Raw genomic sequence first — 19414 nt, 5'->3', positions numbered from 1 at the left:
GAAAGACGGTCTCTCTCAGAGTCTCAGAAATCGATTTCATGCGCAAGCGGTCGAGGCTCGGGCGGGGCTCGCTGGGCCGTGGCATCCGGTGTTCTGCCGCAAATTCAGGAGATTCTGCCGACACGCCGCGGTGAGAGCGCTCCCGAACGGCGTGTCGCACACGATCTCCTGAATTTGGAGTCTTCTCCTGAATTTGGAGTCCGCCAGATTGCGCGCCGGACGGATGCCGCGGGTCAGTCCGCGTCTCGGGTCGCGGCAGTCGTTGCGGCGGTCAGCACCCCGGGCAGCACGACGGTGCGGGCAGGTTCGGTCGCGCCATCGATCCGCGAGACGAGCATCGACACCGCCGTGGTGCCGAGGTCGTGCGTCGGCAGATGCACGAGGGTGATCAGCCCGGGCGAGAGGGTGGTGAACGGCAGGCCTCCGATCACGCCGACCCCGAACGCCGGCGGAGTGAGCCCTCGCTCGTTCAGCACCTGCAGCGCGCCGACCCCCATGAGGTTGTTCGTGGCGACGACGGCATCCGGTGCGTCGGGCAGGTCCAGTAACTCGGCCATCGCTGCCCGCCCGCCGTCGACGCGGTGGTTCGCGATCTTCAGGTACGGATCCGCGTCGTACGCACCGCGCGACTCGACCGTCTCGCGCCAGCCGCCGGCCCGTTCGATGGCTGTGACGACCGATTCGGGGCCGGCGATGCAGGCGATGCGCGTGTAGCCGGCATCGAAGAGCGATCCGGTGACGGATGCCCCGGCCGGCCGGTTGTCGATCATCACGTGATCGACATCGAACGCGGTGGTGCGGTCGACGGTGACCACCGGACGCCCCTGGCCGACCATGATGCTGAGATCGCTCGAGTCCGACGCGGGAACGAGCACGACCCCTGCCATGTTCTCCGAGATCGCGATCTGCAGGTATCGGGCTTCCTTCACCGGGTCGTCATCGGTGTTGCAGAGCACGACCGAGTACCCGGACGACTGCGCTCGATCCTCGACCCCACGGGCCAGCGCCGTGAAGAACGGGTTCTGGATGTCGGGGATGATCAGGGCGATGACCTCGGAACTCTGCCGGCGCAACGTGCGGGCTGTGCGGTTCGGAGTGAACGACAGGCTCGCGGCGGCATCGCGGACCCGCTGGGCACGATCATCCGACACGGTCCGACCGTTGAACACACGCGAGACCGTCGCCGGTGAGACACCGGCCAGGGCGGCGACGTCGTAGATCGTGGCCATCGTGCCCTCTCGTCGGGCCGGCGGGAGAACCGGTGCGTTCTTACGCTAGCGCCCGTCGTGGCCGGAAGGGCGGCATCCGTTCTCCCGACTTCATCACTCGACGAAGCGGATGCCGTTCTGCAGCCGGGTGCGCAGGTCGAAGAGTTCGTTGCCGCCGGCGCGTGACAGGTCGGGGAGCCCGGCACGGAGAAAGCCCGGGAGGAACGACTCACGAATCGCGAGCGTCACGGCGCCACGGCTGCTGCCGAGTTGCACGTACGGCGCCTCGAGTGCGGCGTCAGGCAGCACGATGGCGAGTCCGGTGAACTTCACCCGGAGCGCCCGGCTGAGCACTTTGGCTCGTGCAGAGAGTTCGTGCATCGGGCGGTCGCCGCCCAGCGCTTCGCCGATGAGCTCGCCGCGTTTGACCTTGACGGCATCGCCGTAGTCCTCGGAGAGGAGCGCGAAGAGGCCGGTGGGGCCGAGCACGATGTGGTCGATCTTCTCGTCGGGTGCCCCGGTGGCGACGTCGTGCCAGATCGTGAAGCCCAGCCCGAGCTCGGCAAGGTTCTTGGCGGTGGCTTCTTCGGCGAGCGCGTCTGCGAGCAGGTGCCTGAGTTCGCGCGGCGCCGTGCGCACGAGGGTCGGATCATACGGGTCGGCGTCGACGCCGCGGCCCGCCCACTCCCGCATGAGGCGCAGGTAGCGTTCGCGACGCCAGCCACCCGGATGCCCGTACGAGCGCGATCGGGGCCGGGAGTCGGTCTTCGGCTTCGACGCGGATGCCGCCCACGTGTGTTGTTCAGGAGCGGGCTCCCCGGCGGAGCGGCCACGGTCGTATGCGGCCCGGCCCTCGGCGGTTCCGATGCGTTCCCAGGCCAGTTGCACCGCGGTGAATCGGGCGGCGTTTCCCCCGGTGTCCGGGTGTGTCTCACGCATGAGCCGACGGTAGGCGCGGCGGAGGTCGTCCTGGCCGGCCGACGGGCTCACGCCGAGCACCTCGTATGGCGTCGCCGAGATCGGGCTGTCTGGCATCCGCTCGCTTTCGGGTTGGAAGTTACTGCAGTATCCGACGATACCGAGGAAATCTGGGAGGCTGCGGCGACCCGGCGCTCCTGTGCCCTGGCTCTTCAGCCCCGCTTCAGCGCCCAACAGGCAGAATGGCGGGGGAGGTGATCGGCATGCGAATTCTCGTAGTCGAAGACGAGGCGCGGTTGGCCGACGGCCTGCGCCGCGGGCTCGAGGCCGAGGGCTTCGCTGTCGACGTCGCCCCGAGCGGAACCGACGGGCTCTGGCTCGCACGGGAGAACCAGTACTCCGTCATCCTGCTCGACATCATGCTGCCGGGCATGAGCGGGTACCGCGTCTGTGAGACCCTGCGTGCGGAAAAGAACTGGACGCCCATCCTCATGCTCACCGCAAAGGATGGGGAGTGGGACCAGGTCGAAGCGCTCGACACCGGCGCAGACGACTACCTCACCAAGCCGTTCTCGTTCGCGATCCTGCTGGCTCGGGTGCGTGCACTGCTCCGCCGTGGTGCTGCCGAGCGCCCGGTCGTGCTCGAGGCGGGGGATATCCGCGTCGACCCTGCATCGCGCAAGGTCTGGCGAGGTGACACGCCGATCGACCTCACCTCGCGGGAGTTCGCCGTGCTCGAGTTCCTCATCCGCAACCTCGGCACGGTCGTCTCCAAACGCGCCGTGCTCGACGCCGTGTGGGACTTCGATTTCGAGGGCGACCCCAACATCGTCGAGGTGTACGTGCGGCACTTGCGCAACAAACTCGACCGTCCGTTCGGTCGTGAGGCGATCGAGACCCTCAGGGGCGCCGGCTACCGATTGGCAGCCAACGGTGGCTGACGAGCACATGCAGAAGCAGGGCATCACTCACCGGTCGATCCGCGTTCGGATCGTGCTCGCCGCGACCGCCGTCGTCGCCGTCGCACTGCTGCTCGGAACGGTCGGGTTCGTCGTTCTGCTGCAGGGCGCCCTCCGCGACGGCGTGCGCGACACCGCCGAACAGAGCCTGACAGACCTCGTCAGCCGGGTCGAGGCATCCGGCCTCGATTCCGTGTCTGAGGATGCCGCTCCGCCTGTTGTGCCGGACCCCGACGACGATGACGACGATGATTCGGATGACGACGATGACGACGACCCGGTCACCCAGACCACGGAGGAGTTCCTCTCGAACTACGACGATGACGAGGCGTTCTTCCAGGTGATCGACGAAGCGGGAACGGTCGTCGCCTCGAGCGAAAATGCGGCCTCGATCGGCGCCGTCGTCACCCCACCAGGCGGTGAATCCCGCGCCGCGACTCTTCCTGGCGAGGCCGGCGAGTTCGTCACCGTCGCAGCCACCTCCGGCGACCTCACCATCGTCACCGGTCGCAGCGTCGCCAGCGTGGGCGAAACCACCGGCACCGTCACCCGCCTGCTCGCCATCGCGCTGCCGATCCTGCTGCTCTTCGTCGCGGTCACCACCTGGATCGTCGTCGCCCGCGCTTTGCGTCCGGTCGAACGGATGCGCCGCGAAGTCGACGACGTCACTGCGGCCAATCTGGACCGCCGCATCGCAGACACCGGGTCCCGCGACGAGATCGGCCGCCTCGCCACCACCATGAACCGCATGCTCGACCGCCTCGACGCCTCGCAGAAGACGCAGAGGCGGTTCATCTCGGATGCCTCGCACGAGCTGCGTTCCCCGCTCGCGTCGATGCGGCAGTACGCCGAGGTCGCTCAGGCGCACCCGGCTCGCGTGAGCGCTGGCGAACTCTCCGCCGTCGTGCTCGACGAGGGCGCGAGGCTCGAACGCCTCGTACAGGGGATGCTCGTGCTGGCGAAGGCGGACGAGCGCACCCTCGCGCCCACCCGCACCGCAGTGGACCTCGACGACCTGGTGCTCGCTGAAGCACGCCGCCTGAAAGACACCACCTCGCTGTCGATCGACGTCTCCCAGGTCGGTCCGGCGCGGGTGGAAGGCGACCTCGGACTGCTCGGCCAGGTGCTGCGAAACCTCGCAGACAACGCCTCCCGTCACGCCGCCGATCGGGTGGCCTTCGAGCTGACCGAGACCGGCGGGCAGGTGCTGCTCGCCGTCTCTGACGACGGCAACGGCATCCCGGAGGACGCCCGCGAGAAGATCTTCGAACGTTTCGTGCGACTCGACGAGGCTCGCGCCCGCGAGTTCGGTGGAAGCGGGCTCGGCCTGGCCATCGTGCGCGAGATCGCTGCCGCACACGGCGGGTCTGTGATCGCCACCGCGGGCGGACTGGGTGGTGCGCGTTTCGAGTTGCGCCTGCCGGCATCCGACCCTTCCTGAAATTTCGTTCAGCAAGCTTCAGTTTGGCTTCAGCGACCTCCGGGCACAGTGGAACAAACGCCACAAGGAGGCTCTCGTGAAGAAGAAAACCATTTGGATCAGCTCGGCTGTCGCAGCCGTTCTCGTACTCGGCGGAGCCGGTGTGGCTGTCGCCTCGACCGACGCTTTCGACGGAGACGACACGCTCACCGGCTCGACGCTCGAGCAGGCATCGAAGGCCGCTCTCGCCGAGGTCGGCGACGGACGTGTGACCGACTCCGAAGCGGATGACGACGGTTACGAGATCGAGGTCACCCGTGAGAACGGAACCGACGTCGACGTCACGCTCAACTCGGCATTCGAGGTCGTGCGGGTCGACACCGACAACGACGGAACAGACGACCGCGACGACGACAGCCGGGACGACCGGGACGATGACGCCGATGACCGCAACGGCGCGACCGCTACGCCCCTGACCGACGACGAGAAGCTCAGCGCAACGGAAGCGGCTCTCGCCGAGGTTCCCGGAACGGTGACCGACATCGACCGCAGCGACGACTCCGACCATGCCTGGGAGGTCGACGTCACGCGTGACGACGGCACCCGCGCCGAGGTCGAGCTCGACGAGAAGTTCGTCGTGGTTCACGTCGACGAAAACGGCGACGACGACAACACCGACGACAACAACACCGACGACAACGGGACCGACGACAACGACGACTGATCTCCGTGACGAGGGGCCGGGTGCGCATCGCACCCGGCCCCTTTTCTCGTTGATCCGCCGTTCTGGCCGCCATCTGCATACCTCGCGGTCTACGGCAAGGGGGTTCTCGCCGCCGCGTGCGCGGCCCTAGCCTCGAGCTCATGAGCGATGAGACCGTGAATCCCGCAGGAACAGTCCCCAGTGGCGACCCCGTGACGCACCCGTCAACCGACGGCGACCTCTCCGACGTCGAACAAACGGGCAAGGACCGCTCCTACAGCCCGTCCAGCGGTCAGGAGACCGAGCAACTGCAGAACTCTCCCGACTCGGCCGCGCTCGATGATGACGACATCGACGCAGACGATGTGAACCTGCTGCCGGGAACCGGCGGACCAGACGACGTCGGAGACATCGATGTCGACCCGGGCGAGATCGACCTCAGCGGAAACGCCGGGCGCTAGCCGAGCCGACTGAATACCGCGCGTCAGTCCTCGCGCTGGTACACGTCAGGGATGCCGTCGCGATCGGCATCCGCTCTCTCTTCGTCTTCGATCCGGCGGTAGCGTCGGTTCCGGCTGACGAGCACGACGGATGCCAGAACAGCGGCGATGACGGATGCGAGCAGGATGCCGACCTTGGCGTGGTCGTCTTCGATCGCTCCGAGGCCGAAGCTCAGTTCGGCGACGAGGAGCGAAACGGTGAAGCCGATTCCGGCGAGCAGTCCGATGCCGATGAGGTCGACCCAGCGGAGCGATGGGTCGAGGTTCGCCTTCGTGAAGCGGCTCATCAGCCAGGTCGTAGTGACGATACCGACCGGCTTGCCGAGCACCAGCGCGATGATGATGCCCAGGGTGACGGGGTCGGTGAGTGCCGAGACGAAGCCGTCCCAGCCGCCGATCGCCACGCCGGCCGAGAAGAAGGCGAAAACAGGAACAGCGAACCCGGCCGAAATCGGGCGGAACCGGTGTTCGAAGGTTTCGGCGAGCCCTGGCCCGGCCGAGGGCCCGCCGCTGGCCTGGCTCCTGATGACGGGAACGGCGAAGCCGAGCACCACGCCAGCGATGGTCGCGTGTATGCCGGACGCGTGCAGAAGACCCCACGCGACCAAACCGAGCGGGAGCAGGATCAGCCAGGCCGCCCACTGGTGCACGCCGAAGAACCGGCGGAACCGGTGCGCGAGGAACGCGAACACAGCGACCGGGACGAGGAACAACAGCAGCGGTGCAACGGCGATGTCCGTGGTGTAGAACACGGCGATGATCGCGATCGCGATGAGGTCGTCGACGACGGCGAGGGTGAGCAGGAAGATCCGCAGCGCGCTCGGAAGGTGGGAACCGATGATCGCGAGAACGGCGACAGCGAAGGCGATGTCCGTCGCGGTGGGAATGGCCCAGCCGCGGAGGGAGGCCGGGTTTCCGGCGTTGATGGCGACATAGATCAGCGCGGGCACGACGACGCCGCCGACAGCGGCCGCGACGGGGATGATCGCCTTGCTGAACTGGCTGAGATCCCCGGCGATGAACTCACGCTTCAGTTCGAGTCCGACGAGGAAGAAGAAGATGGCGAGCAGCCCGTCTGCGGCCCACGCACCCAGGCTCAACTCGAGGTGCCACGGTTCGTAACCGATCCGGAAGTCGCGCAACGCGAAGTAGCTGTCAGCGGCCGGGGAATTCGCCCAGATGACAGCGACGAGAGCCGCGACGACGAGGAGAAGTCCTCCGACGGTCTCCTTGCGCAGGATCGTGCCGATCCTGAGCGATTCGGAGTAGCTGCCCCGGCCGAGGATCGAACGTGACGGGCTGGACTCGGGTGACGCGGCCATAGGGCTCCTTGCTGATGGTTCGACGAATGATCTTGCCGACCAGACTTCCCGGCGCACCTGCGTCCATTCTACCGTGAGACGAGTGCCCGGATCTCGGTGAGCGCGGTTGCCGACTCGGCGAGCGCGGCGGTGCCACCCCGCAGGCTGAGCTCGGCCAGAGCAGCGTAGACGGCGGTCTTTTCACCCTCCGCTTCGGCCCGGTCGGCGGCGGAGGTCAGGTGGCTGCTGAACAGCACGCAGTCCCGGTGCTCACCGAGGGTGTCCTGAACGCGTTCTCCTGCCGTGGCGGTGGCGCGAGCCCGTCGGGACTCGATGGCGGACGCGGCCTCTGCGGCATACCGCAACCGTCTCCCTGCTCGACGGACCGCGTGCAGCCGCGACTCGAGGTCGTCGTGTGCCGCGCTGACGGCATCCGCCCGCTTCGCGACCCGCCGGGTCTCGCTGGCGAGCACCTTCTGGATGACCTTTCTGGCCGGCTTCGATGCACGCGGGCTCAGCGGCGGATGCGCCACGAATGCGTCGAGATCGTCGAGCAGCCGATAGTACTCCGTCGCCGAGAGCACCTCGCGGAGCCGATCATGAGCGGTGACGTAGCGGCTGCGGGCGGCGTCGACGAGGCGGGAACGGGCATCCGTGTCTGCAGTGCCGAGCTCGTCGAGCAGCGCCTCGGCCCTCAGCCGCTGCACCTCGAGGTCGCGCGCATCGCCGAGGACGTTCCCGAGAGTACTCAGCCGTTCGCGCAGGTCGTCGGTCGAGTCGCCGTCGAACAGTGAGCGATAGGCGGCGAGGACGCTGCGGAGCCGGCGGACGATCGTGCGCATTCGGTGCACGGCGTCATCGGCGTCGGCACGTGAGTCAGGGTCGGCCAGTTTCAGGGCGTCGACGAGGTCGCCGATCACCGGAATCAGAACAGCGGATGCCGTGACCGGTCCGGCGTGGTTGGCGACGGTCGCGGGAGCGGGCGCACCGGGCACCTCGGTCAGCGAGTCGACGCCGAGGGCACGGGCCACCTTCGCGACGCTCGAGGACGGACGGGCTCCGGCCGGCGCGATCAGTGCTTCGATCGCGTCGAGCAGAGCGGTGCGTCCCTCTTCGGTGTCCGGGGCCGAGTCGAGCAGTTCCACCTCCCACTCCCGCCAGCTGCGCTCGCCACCACGGCGCACATCGGATGCCGTCACCTCGTCGTCGGCGATCTCGACGACACCGTTGCCGTCTGCATCGAGCAGGTGGATCGCCGTTCTCCGCGTCGAGATGCGGGCCAGCGGAGTCAGTTTTCGGTCGCGTACCCACGCGCGCACAGGCTCGAGAATCTCATCCGGCACAGACCCGGTGTCGTCTCCGAGCGGCCAGTGCAGTTCGGTGCGGCCCTCCGCGGCCGGCTTCTTGATGTGCCAGCCCGCATCACCGCCGCCGGTGCGCCGACGCACGACGATGCGTCGCACCGCGAGATCGAGGGCATCCGTGTCGTAGTAGACGGCCTCGAGCTGCACCGGCTCCCGGGACTCGACGGATGCCACACCGTCGACAGCGGCGAGGTCAGGAACGCTCGCCCCCTCCACCACGTCGTACTTGCGCTCGATCTCGCTCTGGGAATGGCTGGGCTGGGCGGCGGTCGTCATGGTTCCTGTCTACCGTGTCGCGGCATGCGCGGCCACCTGCCGGCGCTCATGCTGCACTTTTGTGTCCATGCTGCAGTTGCAACTGCAGCAGCGACACGAAAGTGCAGCACTCGCGAGGCGAGCTGTCGCCGCCCCCTTCTCACCGCTCGAACCCGACCGGATCGATGAGCATTCCGACCTCGGAACGCACCCACCACTCACCGGTGTCCCGCCGCTCGGCCCGGGTCGAGTAACGGTACCGGAAGGCGCGGGCGCGGATCCAGAGCGGCGGAGCATCCTGGAACGGATTGAACCGGAGCAACCGCAGAATGCGCTCATCGCCGTCGAGCAGTCGGTAGATCAGCATCTGGAACCAGCGCGTGTCTGGCGACCCCAGCGCGAGAAACCACATCAGCCAGTCCAGTCGCAGGTGGTACGGAGCGACCTGCGGCGGCATCCGTTTCGGGTCGCCCGGTTTGCCCCTGAACTCATACGGCAACCACTCACTGTCCGGCCCTGGTCGCCGATCGGCACAGCCCTCCACGATCACCTCGATGCGCACCTTCGTCACTGTTCCGAAAGCGCCGTAGGCGTTGACGAGGTGGTACCGATTGAAGCTCGCGTTCATGAGCTGGTGCCGGGCGAAGAGGTTGCGGAGCGGCAGCCAGCTGAGCACGATCAGCAACACGGATGCCGCTCCCACCACGATCACCCACCACAGCGGTGGCGCCGGATAGTCCGTGACCACGATGAGGCCGGGAAACACAGCCGCGAGTGTCGCGTCATCAATAGCGCAGAAGGCGAGCACGATGGTGATCCAGTTGAGCCAGGCGAAGTTGCCGGTGAGCACCAGCCAGAACTGGGTGAGGATGACGATGCCCGCAGCGACGGATGCCACGGGCTGCGGAGCGAACAAAAAGAATGGCACTACGAGCTGCGCGAAATGGCTGCCGAGCACCTCGCCCCGGTGGAACCACCGCGGAAGGTGATGCACGAACCAGCTGACCGGGTTCGGCATCGGCTGGGTTTCGTGGTGATACATCAGCGCGGTGAGGTCGCGCCACTCCCGGCCGCCGCGCATCTTGATCATGCCGGCGCCGAATTCGAGCCGGAACACGAGCCAGCGCAGGAACAGGATCACCAGCAGCGGCGGTGCGACCTGGTTCGAGCCGAGAAACGCGACGATGAACCCGGCCTCGAGGAGCAGGCTCTCCCAGCCGAAGCCGTAGAACGTCTGCCCGATGTTGACGATCGACAGGTAGGCGGCCCACAGGGCAAGGAACGCCAGCATCGGCAGCCATGGTGGCCCCGCCTGAGGCAGTCCGACGATGAGCGTCGCCGCGAGCCCGGCGCCGCCCGAGGCGACCGCGAGCAACAGGCCGTCGCTGTACCGCCAGTGGAACACGCTCGGAAACTGCCGAAAAGTGACGCGGCGAAGAAACCACGGTGCCGGCAGCAGGCCACGCTCGCCCAGCAGCGCCGGGAACTGGTAGGCCGCAGACACGAAGGCGATGAGGTACAGAGCCGCGATGCCGCGCTGCAGGACCTGACGGGCAATCTCATAATCCGCGGCGGCGAACCACTCCATGTCACTGCCGACGTTAGACCTGCTCCGGCTGACGATCAACGGGGAAGTCCGGGTGCTTCCTCGCACGGACCGCTCAGCGATGCCAGTATCTGGTAAGAGATTCGGCCGGAACGGCCGTGAGGAAAGGACAGGTCATGGCACGACTGAGCAAAGCGGAGAAGGTCGCGAAAGAAGCACTGAAGAACGCCCGCGAGGCCATCAAGGGCGCGGTCAAGGCGGCGAAGAAGGCGAACAAAGGAGCCCGCAAGGATGCCGCCTCGCTGAACGGCGAGCTCGACAAGGGTCTGAAGACCGGCTCGAGTCGCAAGGCCTCGAAGAACGCGTCGGGCTCGAAGAGCGACAAGGCGTCCAAGAAAGACAAACCGGACTCGGCTTCGCAGCCGTCACAAGCAGCCAGGCCCGTTGCGCCGTCGAAGCCGTCGAAGACCGCGAAGCCGGCGGCCCCGTCGAAGCCGGCGGCTCCCGCGAAACCGGCAGCCCAGGCACGGCGCAGTCCGGCCGAACCCACCATCGTCGAACTCCGCAGGCAAGCCAGGGATGCCGGCCACTCCGGCTACTCCCGGCTGAACAAGGCTGACCTCCAGAAGCTTCTCGCCGGCGAGCGCTAGCCGACCAGCCGAGCAGCATGTCAAGCGGTTGAGAACCGCCGATGCCGCGGCGTACGGTTCAGCACAGACCCGGTTCAGCACAGTCGCGTGCCTCACCACCACGGCGCGCTCAGACCAGAACGAGGAGCCCCACACATGACGTCCAGCGATGAGTCCACCACGCCCCCCACCCACGCTGTCCCCACCGGCACGTTCATTCCGGCCGATGACGCGGACATGAAGACGATCGCGGCCCTGATCAAGGCGGCTCGGATCGCTCTCGTCACCACGGTCACTGCCACCGGCCACCTCCACAGTCGGCCGCTCGCCGTTCAGGAGACGGACTTCGACGGTGACCTCTGGTTCTTCACCCAGGACCCCAGCTCGAAGGTCGATGACATCCGTGGGCACGACCAGGTCAACGCGGCGTTCGAATCCGGCAAGGGGTATCTCTCGATCGCCGGCCGGGCGACGGTGGTGCACGACCGGGAGAAGGTCGACGAACTGTGGACGCCGATGGTCGAGGCCTGGTTCCCCGACGGCAAGGACGATCCGACTGTCGCCCTCATCCGTGTCGATGCTGAATCCGCCGAATACTGGGCGTCGACCGAGCCGGGAGTTGTCACCGCCTTCAAGATCGCCAAGGCAGTCGTCACGCGCTCCGAGCCGGATGTCGGCGAGAACAAGTCGGTGGATCTCTAGCCGCTCAGAGCTCGAGGTAGTCTTCGGGCGCCATCCAACGCACTCCGCGCTTGTGGCTGAGTACCTGTGCCCGGACCTGCACGCCTTCGCTGAGGCAGGCCTTCTGGAGTTCCCTCGCCCAGGCGCGTTCGGTCGAGGTGAGCTGTTCGCCGGCGTAGCGCTCCCACACGAAGATCACCCGCGCTGCGCCCGCGACCTCGACGATCTCACTCACCCGAGCGGCGAACACAGCGGCGTTGCCTTCGCCAGGGAAGGGTGGATAGTCGGCCATCGGCAGGATCAGCGGAATCTGCACGTCGTCCTCGTCAAGGAACAGCATCCAGACCTGCCGCCGGCATGCACGGCCGACGATCGCCCGCACACGTTGTTCAATGAGCTCGTCTGTGACGAGCGGTTCGTTCTCGGCCGTTTCGGCGCTGATGTCAGTCATGCCACCCATGGTGACCATCGCCGCGGCCCCGGTGCCGCGGCGTCCGTCATCTGTGGAGAAACGGATGCCTGTGGACAACGCGGTGAGCGCAGAATCCGCTTGAATGGGAAGCATGAGTTCACAGATTCCTGAACACCTGACACATTTGGTCACCGATCCGAACTTCGGCAGCCTCGCAACCGTGCGCCCGGACGGCACCGCCCAGGTGAACCCGATGTGGTTCGAGTTCGACGGCGAGCACCTGCTCTTCACCCACACGACGAAGCGGGCGAAGTATCGCAACCTGCAGAAGAACCCGTCGATGGCGTTCTCGATCTTCGACCCGGCGAAACCGCTCAGCTACATCGAGGTGCGCGGCTCCCTGACCGACGTGCGCGAGGACCCGACCGGCGCCTTCTATGTGCGGCTCGGCAAGCGGTACGGCAATGCCACCCAGGAGGCTCCACCGGACAGCCCCGACCGGGTGATCCTCGTCATGTCGATCGACAAGGTGCTCGGCCGCTAGAACGAGAACGGCCCCACCGGAGCGACGAATCACTCGAGCGGGGCCGTGTCAGGATCGGCAAGGCTACGGGGTCTGACCCTCGTGCTCGCCCTCTGAGATCTCTTCGACGAGCTTCGCGTTGAACGCAAGCAGGTCGTCAGGGGTCCTGCTCGAGACGAGCCCGCTGTCGACGATGACTTCTTCGTCGACCCAGTTGGCACCGGCGTTGAGAAGGTCGGTCTTGAGGCTCGGGTAGCTCGTCAGCTCGCGACCACGAACGACGTCGGCTTCGATGAGCAGCCAGGCGCCGTGGCAGATGACGCCGACCGGCTTGTGGTCCTGGAAGAAAGCGTGGGCGAACGCCACCGCGTCCGCGCTCATGCGCAGGTGGTCGGCGTTCACGACGCCACCAGGCAGCACGAGTGCGTCGAAGTTGTTCGACGTGGCTTCAGCAGCGCGAACGTCTGCCTCTTGCGTGTGCCCGTTCTTGCCGGTGAGCGTTCCGAGTTCGGGGGAGACGAGGACGGCGCTCGCGCCGGCATCCGTCACCGCCTGCCAGGGGCTCGTGAGTTCTGAGTCTTCGTAGCCGTCCGTGAGGAGGAAGGCGACCTTCTTGCCTGAGAGTGTGTGTGTCATAGTGCTCCTTTCCGGCTGGCCACGTTACGCGGGCGACCCGAAACCAGGTGGGGCCTTGACAGGGCGCGGACGGATGCCGTGACGCGCGGCAGGCAGAACGGCGTCAGTCCGTGCGGGTCACCGCGGCGTTGAACCGGTGCTCAGGGTCGAGTTTGGCGAGCACCCGCCCCATCACCCGGTCGAGGTCGGCCACATCCTCCTCGGTGAGCGGCTCGAGCACGTTCTCGCGCACCGTCTCCACATGCCCCGGAGCAGTCTCCACGACCTTGCGCCAGCCGGCATCCGTCAGGGTGGCGTTCGTCGCCCGGCGGTCTTCGGCGCACGCGGTCCGTTCCACGAACCCGCGCTTCTCGAGCCGCGAGACGACGTGCGAGAGACGCGGAAGCGTGGCGTTCGTCGCCGACGCGAGCCCCGTCATCCGCAGCGTCCTCTGCGGAGACTCAGACAACATGGCGAGCACGAAGTACTCGAAGTGACTGAGCTCGGCGTCGCGCTGCAGCTGGGAGTCGAGGATGCCGGGAAGCAGTTCGACGACGGCGACGAACCTCGTCCAGGCGCGCAGTTCGTCGGGAGTGAGCCAGCGGGTGTCGTCCATGACCCCAGTCTAGCAAATACTTGACGCTACAAGTAATAAGGATTAGCGTTAGTTGTATCAACAACTAATCGGGTCGAAGCCCGGAATCCAAGGAGAACAGCATGGCCAACGTCACCATCATCGGAGCAGGCAACATGGGTTCAGCATTCGCCGGAGTCGCTCTCGCCGGAGGCAATGCGGTGCAGGTTCTCGCCCGCGACGCCGACAAGGCCGCGGTCGATTCCCGTGTCAGTGCCGGAGTGGTCGGCGACCCGATCACTGGTGATGTCGTCATTCTCGCGCTCCCCTACCCGGCCCTCGCCGATGTTCTCGGCGCATACGCCGGCCAGCTCGACGGCAGAATCGTCGTCGACCTCACCAACCCGGTCGACTTCGCCACCTTCGACGACCTCGTCGTCCCTGCTGACAGCTCGGCAGCAGCCGGGATCGCCGCCCAGGTCCCGGGCGCTCAGGTGCTCAAGGCACTCAACACGAACTTTGCCGCCACGCTCGCGACCGGGTTGATCGGCGATGCGACGACGACTGTGCTCATCGCCGGTGACGACGCCGGCGCCAAAGCCACCTTCGCGGCCGTCGTCGATGACGGCGGACTCACCGCCGTCGACGCCGGCTCGCTCAAGCGTGCCCGCGAACTCGAGGCTCTCGGATTCCTGCAACTCACTCTCGCCGCCGACGAGAAGATCTCCTGGGCCGCCGGATTCGCACTCGTCAAGTAACACCCGTTCATGTCGAAACGGCCCCGATTCGCTGCGGCGGACCGGGGCCGTCGCCGTCTCCGAACCCCCGGCATCCGCCCCCGAATACGGCGTCGTCCTCGTGTTCAGCCGTCGCCCTTAGAATGAGCACGCAGCGCCGACATCCGGTCGAGCCGCTCGCGCTCTGCGACAGCGCATTCTTCGCCTCCGGGCGAACCCATCGGGAAAGGTGGCGATTGAGACGTCAGTTAACAAGCATCACGCAAATCAGACCGAGAACTCCGTCGACGCGTTCCGCCGCGATGACCCCATCACCGCTTCGATGCCGATCATCAGCGACACCCCCGAGTTCGTGCTGCTCTCGAACGGCATGCGCGCCAGCAGGTTCACCCGCGACGACGTAGTGCTGCGCAAGGGTGAGTACACCCTCATCAACGGTCACCTGACCCCGCGGGAGTCGATGATCACAGACATCCTCTCGCTTCGTCGCGTTCTTGAACGCGCAGCCATCCCGTACCTGCTCGTGCGCGGATCGAGCGACAACCTCGTGATCGCCGTTGACCGCAAGTGCCGCAAAGAGCTCACCGCCGCGTTCGCCGACGCGTTCGCCGACGAACCCTTCTACGCGAAGCCACTCGACGCCGCCGCTCTGCAGAGTGGCAAGCGATCGAAGAAACCGGATGCCCCGGCGATGCTCCTCGCAGACGGCGCCCTGACCGCGCACCGCAAGCGGTCCGTCTTCCGGCTCTACCGCCCGCGCATCGAGCCGATCGGCCGTCTGCGCTACGGCCCGGACACTGCCGTGCAGCTCGAACTGTGGCGCTTCGGTGAAGACGAGATCGTTGCGCCGGTCGAGAATGCACTCATGCGCCGGTGGCTGCCGCGCTCGGAGGCGATCGAAGACACCGTCGAGATGTTCGGCCAGACCTGGCCGACCCTGCAGAACATGTTCGCCGAGCTCGCCAGCGACGTGAGCTTCGACATCGACATGGTGTTCTCCTGGGTCGACGGGTCGAGTGAAGAGTTCCAGCGTGCACGCGCCAAGCGGATGCAGAGCTACGTGGTCGGAGACGGCGACGACTCGGATGCCCGTTTCAGGCAGATCAACGAACTCAAGTACGCACTCCGCAGCGTCTACATGTTCGCGCCCTGGGTTCGTCGGATCTTCATCGTGACCGACTCGCCGCGCCCGGCGTGGCTCGCGGAGCATCCGTCCGTCACACTCGTGCGCAGCGAGGACCACTTCGCCGACACCAGCGTGCTGCCGACCCACAACTCGCACGCCGTCGAGGCGCAACTGCACCACATCGACGGCCTCGCCGAGCACTTTCTCTACTCCAACGACGACATGTTCTTCGGTCGGCCGATCGCACCTGACATCTTCTTCTCACCCGGCGGGATCACGAAGTTCGTCGAGGCGGCCACCCGCATCGGGCTGGGCGACAGCGACCCGTCACGCAGCGGGTACGAGAACGCGGCCCGTGTGAACCGTGGCCTGCTGAGGGAACGCTTCGGCAAGGTCACGACCCGGCACCTCGAGCACTCGGCCGCTCCGATGCGTCGAAGCGTGTTGCAGGAGCTCGAGAACGAGTTCCCCGAGGAGTTCGCCCGCACGGCGGCCAGTCGCTTCCGATCGGCCACCGACATTTCGGTCACCAACTCGCTGTACCACTACTACGGACTCATGACCGGGCGGGCGGTGGTTCAGACGACCGCTCGGGTGAAGTACATCGAGACCACGCTGCGATCGGCACTGCCGTCGATGCAGCGGTTGCTGAAGCGTCGCGACCAGGACATGTTCTGCCTGAACGACGGCTCGAAGCCCGAGATCTCGGTCGAGAAGCGCACCGACGCCGTGACCGAGTTCCTCGAGCACTACTTTCCGTTCGCTGCGCCCTGGGAGACCGAGGTCGCCATGCACTCGAGCGATCACGCAGCGACGGATGCCGTTTAGCCTGCGTCACTGAGCGGGTGGACCGCGCCTCAACTCAGAACGGGGATCGCCTCTGTCGGTGGCGCACTCGACGACACGAGCGGCTCGCTTCCGAGCGACTCGAAGCTCAACGGTGCCGTGATGCTCACTCCGAGGGCTGCCAGGCGGCGAGCACTCTCGTCGGCATCGATGTAGTCGAGCGTCGGGAAGCTGCCCAGGGGAACGACCGAGTGCAACACCGTGTTCGGGTACACGTGCACGAGGTTGAACGCCCGAGCGCCGTCGCGGCCGCGCGTGCCTCCGATCGGCACGGTGAGGTCTTGTGTGTAACAGGTGGCCGACGCCACAGAAACCGGGATACCTGCGAACATCGCCGTCGACGAATAGTGGAGATGACCGGCGAGGATGCTGCGCACGTCTGTTCCCTCGAGAACCTCGGCGAGCCCGGCCTGGTCACGGAGTTCCACGCTCGCCGCGAGGTCGAGCATGCTCGGCACAGGCGGGTGGTGAAGAGCCAGGATGGTGCCGTCGGGGGCAGGGACCGAGAGTTCCTCGGCCAGCCAGTCGAGCTGATCGCTCGTGACCGCACCGTAGTGGTGGCCGGGTACCGTCGTGTCGAGCGTGATGATCCGCAGCCCGTTCACGTCGTAGACCCGGTCGACGGGGCGCGCGGTCGGCACCTCGTTGAAGAGTCCTTCGCGGAACGCTTCGCGCTTGTCATGGTTGCCCATGACCCAGATGACCCGGGAGCCGAGGCGGCTGGCGACCGGATCGACGATGCGCCTGATGCGCTCGTAGGCTTCGGGCTCACCCCGGTCGGCGAGGTCTCCGGTGAAGACGATGGCTTCGGGGCGACCCCCGGAGGCCTCAAGTTCGGTGAATACCTGCCTGAGGTGCGTCTCGCTGTCTACTGAACCGTAAAGCTTGTTGCCTCCGGCGAGCAGATGCGTGTCGCTGATGTGAAGTATGAAGTGATCCGGCCTCGGGTACTCGGCCGTTCGCGTAGTCACAATCCGTCCAATCGGGTTTGGCGGTGCTGCTCGTTCCCTAACACCATGGTTCGGTTACGTCACTATTCGACCAGAGTATTCCGAACGTTACGTGAACGCCACGCGTCTGTGGCCTGTACGGCACCCACCTTCGGGTGTGGCGGGATGCCGTCAAGGGGTCTCCGCATCATTCGCCCCGATGCCATACTGACGACCAATGACTCAGCCAGATGCCCTTGTGATCGGAGCCGGACCGAACGGTCTGGCAGCCGCGGTGACGCTCGCGAGAGCGGGCGTCTCCGTCCGCGTCTACGAACGCGCAGACACCATCGGTGGAGGTGCCCGCACCTCGGAAGTGACACTCCCCGGCTTCCACCACGACGTCTGCTCCGCCGTGCACCCGATGGCGTACGCATCCGGGTTCTTCCAGAAGTTCGGCCTCACCGACCGCATCGACTTCGTCAACCCTGACATCGCATACGCACACCCGCTCGACCACGGCGAAGCCGGCCTGGCCTGGCGCTCCCTCGAGCGCACCGCAGACAGCCTCGGCGTCGACGGACGGGCCTGGAAACACCTGTTCGAACCCCTCTCCGGAAACGCGGATGCCATCGCGCAGTTCACATCGACCTCCCCGTTGCGCGTTCCGCGGCATCCGATCACCCTCACCCGCTTCGGCCTGCGTGTGCTCGAACAGGGCGGCCCGTTCTGGAACGCCCGCTGGAAGGGCGACGTCGCCCCTGCGCTCCTCACCGGCGTGCTCGCTCATCCGATCCGTCCGCTGCCCGGCCTCGCGCCGGCCGCAGCGGGCCTCGTTCTCGCCACCTACGCCCACGCCGGCGGCTGGCCGATCCCGGTCGGCGGCAGCCAGAGCATCGTCGACGCGATGGCGGCGGATGTCGTCGCGCACGGCGGCGAGATCATCACCGGCCACGAGGTCACCAGCCTCCGTGAACTCGAACCGAGCCGTGCCGTGCTGCTCGATACCAGCCCTCGCGGACTCCAGCAGATCGCCGGCAATCGCCTCCCGGCCGGGTACTCGGCCAGGCTCAGCCGGTTCAGGTACGGCAACGCCGTGGCCAAGGTCGACTTCGCGCTGTCGGGCCCGGTGCCGTGGACGAACCCGGAACTTGCCCTGACAGGCACCCTGCACCTCGGCGGAACCCGGGCCGAGATCGCCCGGGCCGAACGGGACGTCGCTCGCGGCAGGCATCCGGAGAACCCCTACGTGCTCGTGTCCCAGCCGAGCAGCTTCGACCCCAGCCGTGCGCCAGAGGGCAAGCACACCCTCTGGGCATATACCCACGTTCCCGCCGGGTCGACGGTCAACCGGACCGAGGCGATCATTGCGCAGATCGAGCGCTTCGCCCCCGGGTTCCGTGATCTCATCCTCGCATCGTCATCGAAGACCGCCATCGAATACCAGCACTACAACCCCAACTACGTGCGGGGCGACATCTCTGCCGGCGACGTCAACCTGCCCCAGCTGCTCGCACGTCCCGTGCTCTCCGCTCAGCCTTGGCGCACACCGCTCGACGGCGTCTACCTGTGCTCGTCTTCCACCCCACCGGGGCCAGGCGTGCACGGATTGCCCGGCTACAACGCCGCGTTGCTCGCTCTGCACGACGTGTTCGGCCGGTCGTCTGCCCCCTCGCTCGCTCCCGATTCCGCCAACCTGTAGGAGAACCATGTCCGTCAACTACCGCTACATCGAGGCGACACCAGACGAGGTGTTCGCGGTGCTGGGGAACGGCTGGCTGTACCCCAGCTGGGTCGTCGGGGCGTCCCGCATGCGCGACGTCGACGACGCCTGGCCCTCCGAGGGAGCGCGGCTGTTCCACTCGTTCGGTGTCTGGCCTTTCCTCATCAACGACTCCACCTCGGTTCTGGAGTGGGACCCGCCCCATCACATGAAGATCAAGGCTCGCGGATGGCCGATCGGCGAAGCGCACGTCACGCTCGATGTGAAGCCCCGCAAGAACGGATGCGTCGTCCGCATCGGTGAAGACGCCGTGCGCGGCCCTGGCCTCTACATCCCGGCGCCGGTCCGGCAGGCGATGCTGCACGCGCGCAACACCGAGACGCTGCAGCGCCTGGCGTACCTCGCCGAGGGTGGCGCGACGGCGAACTGACAGGCGACCGGTCGG

General features: G+C 66.7%; 20 protein-coding genes. 11 read left to right on the top strand and 9 right to left on the bottom strand.

Translation table 11 applies throughout. The annotated features are described in order from the left end of the window. Positions 1-233 precede the first annotated feature (233 nt). Positions 234-1229: a LacI family DNA-binding transcriptional regulator gene (locus IWX78_RS03075; protein WP_196831896.1), complete on the bottom strand. Its 996-nt coding sequence runs from the start codon at positions 1227-1229 to the stop codon at positions 234-236. Positions 1230-1322: 93 nt separating this feature from the next. Then, positions 1323-2243, bottom strand: coding sequence for a J domain-containing protein (locus tag IWX78_RS03070; protein ID WP_196831895.1), 921 nt, complete (start codon positions 2241-2243; stop codon positions 1323-1325). Between the two features lie 146 nt (positions 2244-2389). Here IWX78_RS03070 and IWX78_RS03065 point away from each other — a divergent pair, with 146 nt between their 5' ends. The 4 genes from IWX78_RS03065 (at position 2390) to IWX78_RS03050 (ending at position 5669) form a co-directional block, all read left to right on the top strand. Continuing rightward, a complete protein-coding gene (locus IWX78_RS03065) occupies positions 2390-3067 on the top strand; it encodes a response regulator transcription factor (protein WP_196831894.1) in 678 nt (225 codons plus the stop codon). Further along, positions 3060-4526, top strand: a complete 1467-nt coding sequence (locus IWX78_RS03060; protein ID WP_334684522.1) for a sensor histidine kinase — start codon at positions 3060-3062, stop codon at positions 4524-4526. The genes IWX78_RS03065 and IWX78_RS03060 overlap by 8 nt, the downstream gene beginning before the upstream one ends. 76 nt (positions 4527-4602) lie before the next feature. Beyond that, positions 4603-5229, top strand: a complete 627-nt coding sequence (locus IWX78_RS03055) for a PepSY domain-containing protein (protein ID WP_196831893.1) — start codon at positions 4603-4605, stop codon at positions 5227-5229. Positions 5230-5369: 140 nt separating this feature from the next. Then, the gene (locus tag IWX78_RS03050) at positions 5370-5669 is read left to right on the top strand and encodes a hypothetical protein (protein ID WP_196831892.1); all 300 of its coding nucleotides are present in this window, start codon (positions 5370-5372) and stop codon (positions 5667-5669) included. Between the two features lie 23 nt (positions 5670-5692). Here IWX78_RS03050 and nhaA read toward each other — a convergent pair whose 3' ends face one another. From nhaA to IWX78_RS03035, 3 genes are all read right to left on the bottom strand, one after another. Further along, positions 5693-7030, bottom strand: coding sequence for a Na+/H+ antiporter NhaA (nhaA, locus tag IWX78_RS03045; RefSeq protein ID WP_196831891.1), 1338 nt, complete (start codon positions 7028-7030; stop codon positions 5693-5695). Positions 7031-7098: 68 nt separating this feature from the next. Further along, positions 7099-8649: a CYTH and CHAD domain-containing protein gene (locus tag IWX78_RS03040; protein WP_196831890.1), complete on the bottom strand. Its 1551-nt coding sequence runs from the start codon at positions 8647-8649 to the stop codon at positions 7099-7101. Between the two features lie 139 nt (positions 8650-8788). Continuing rightward, entirely contained in the window at positions 8789-10216 is a 1428-nt protein-coding gene (locus tag IWX78_RS03035) for a lipase maturation factor family protein (protein ID WP_196831889.1), read from the bottom strand. Between the two features lie 134 nt (positions 10217-10350). Here IWX78_RS03035 and IWX78_RS03030 point away from each other — a divergent pair, with 134 nt between their 5' ends. Together IWX78_RS03030 and IWX78_RS03025 are read left to right on the top strand one after the other, a co-directional pair. Further along, complete coding sequence (locus IWX78_RS03030; RefSeq protein ID WP_196831888.1) at positions 10351-10824, top strand: hypothetical protein; 474 nt, start codon at positions 10351-10353, stop codon at positions 10822-10824. Between the two features lie 135 nt (positions 10825-10959). Then, positions 10960-11505: a pyridoxamine 5'-phosphate oxidase family protein gene (locus IWX78_RS03025; protein WP_196831887.1), complete on the top strand. Its 546-nt coding sequence runs from the start codon at positions 10960-10962 to the stop codon at positions 11503-11505. Positions 11506-11509: 4 nt separating this feature from the next. Here the strand turns inward: IWX78_RS03025 and IWX78_RS03020 are convergent, their stop codons facing one another. After that, positions 11510-12049 carry a hypothetical protein gene (locus tag IWX78_RS03020; RefSeq protein WP_196831886.1) on the bottom strand — a complete coding sequence of 180 codons (540 nt, stop codon included), beginning with the start codon at positions 12047-12049 and terminating at the stop codon, positions 11510-11512. Here IWX78_RS03020 and IWX78_RS03015 point away from each other — a divergent pair. Continuing rightward, positions 12048-12440 (top strand): PPOX class F420-dependent oxidoreductase, encoded by a 393-nt coding sequence (locus IWX78_RS03015; RefSeq protein WP_334684521.1) that lies wholly within the window; start codon positions 12048-12050, stop codon positions 12438-12440. The genes IWX78_RS03020 and IWX78_RS03015 overlap by 2 nt on opposite strands. 63 nt (positions 12441-12503) lie before the next feature. On the opposite strand, the gene IWX78_RS03010 is transcribed toward IWX78_RS03015, so the two are convergent. Together IWX78_RS03010 and IWX78_RS03005 are read right to left on the bottom strand one after the other, a co-directional pair. Beyond that, positions 12504-13055, bottom strand: a complete 552-nt coding sequence (locus tag IWX78_RS03010) for a type 1 glutamine amidotransferase domain-containing protein (protein ID WP_196831884.1) — start codon at positions 13053-13055, stop codon at positions 12504-12506. A gap of 103 nt (positions 13056-13158) precedes the next feature. After that, positions 13159-13650, bottom strand: a complete 492-nt coding sequence (locus IWX78_RS03005; protein ID WP_196831883.1) for a MarR family winged helix-turn-helix transcriptional regulator — start codon at positions 13648-13650, stop codon at positions 13159-13161. A gap of 101 nt (positions 13651-13751) precedes the next feature. On the opposite strand from IWX78_RS03005, the gene IWX78_RS03000 reads away from it, so the two are divergent. Continuing rightward, on the top strand, positions 13752-14366 hold the full coding sequence (locus IWX78_RS03000; protein ID WP_196831882.1) for an NADPH-dependent F420 reductase: 615 nt from the start codon (positions 13752-13754) through the stop codon (positions 14364-14366). A 349-nt stretch (positions 14367-14715) separates the two neighbouring features. After that, the gene (locus tag IWX78_RS02995; protein WP_334684538.1) at positions 14716-16299 is read left to right on the top strand and encodes a stealth family protein; all 1584 of its coding nucleotides are present in this window, start codon (positions 14716-14718) and stop codon (positions 16297-16299) included. A 29-nt stretch (positions 16300-16328) separates the two neighbouring features. Here IWX78_RS02995 and IWX78_RS02990 read toward each other — a convergent pair whose 3' ends face one another. Next, positions 16329-17288, bottom strand: a complete 960-nt coding sequence (locus tag IWX78_RS02990; RefSeq protein ID WP_334684520.1) for a phosphodiesterase — start codon at positions 17286-17288, stop codon at positions 16329-16331. Between the two features lie 196 nt (positions 17289-17484). Between IWX78_RS02990 and IWX78_RS02985 the strand changes: the two genes are divergently transcribed. Together IWX78_RS02985 and IWX78_RS02980 are read left to right on the top strand one after the other, a co-directional pair. After that, positions 17485-18948, top strand: a complete 1464-nt coding sequence (locus IWX78_RS02985; RefSeq protein WP_196831881.1) for a phytoene desaturase family protein — start codon at positions 17485-17487, stop codon at positions 18946-18948. Positions 18949-18955: 7 nt separating this feature from the next. Next, positions 18956-19399 (top strand): SRPBCC family protein, encoded by a 444-nt coding sequence (locus IWX78_RS02980; protein WP_196831880.1) that lies wholly within the window; start codon positions 18956-18958, stop codon positions 19397-19399. Positions 19400-19414: the final 15 nt, after the last annotated feature.

This window comes from Mycetocola sp. CAN_C7, from assembly GCF_015752285.1.
Lineage (GTDB): Bacteria > Actinomycetota > Actinomycetes > Actinomycetales > Microbacteriaceae > Mycetocola_A.
The sequence above is the reverse complement of the archived record's forward strand: the minus strand, read 5'-3'. Positions and strand labels throughout refer to the sequence as shown.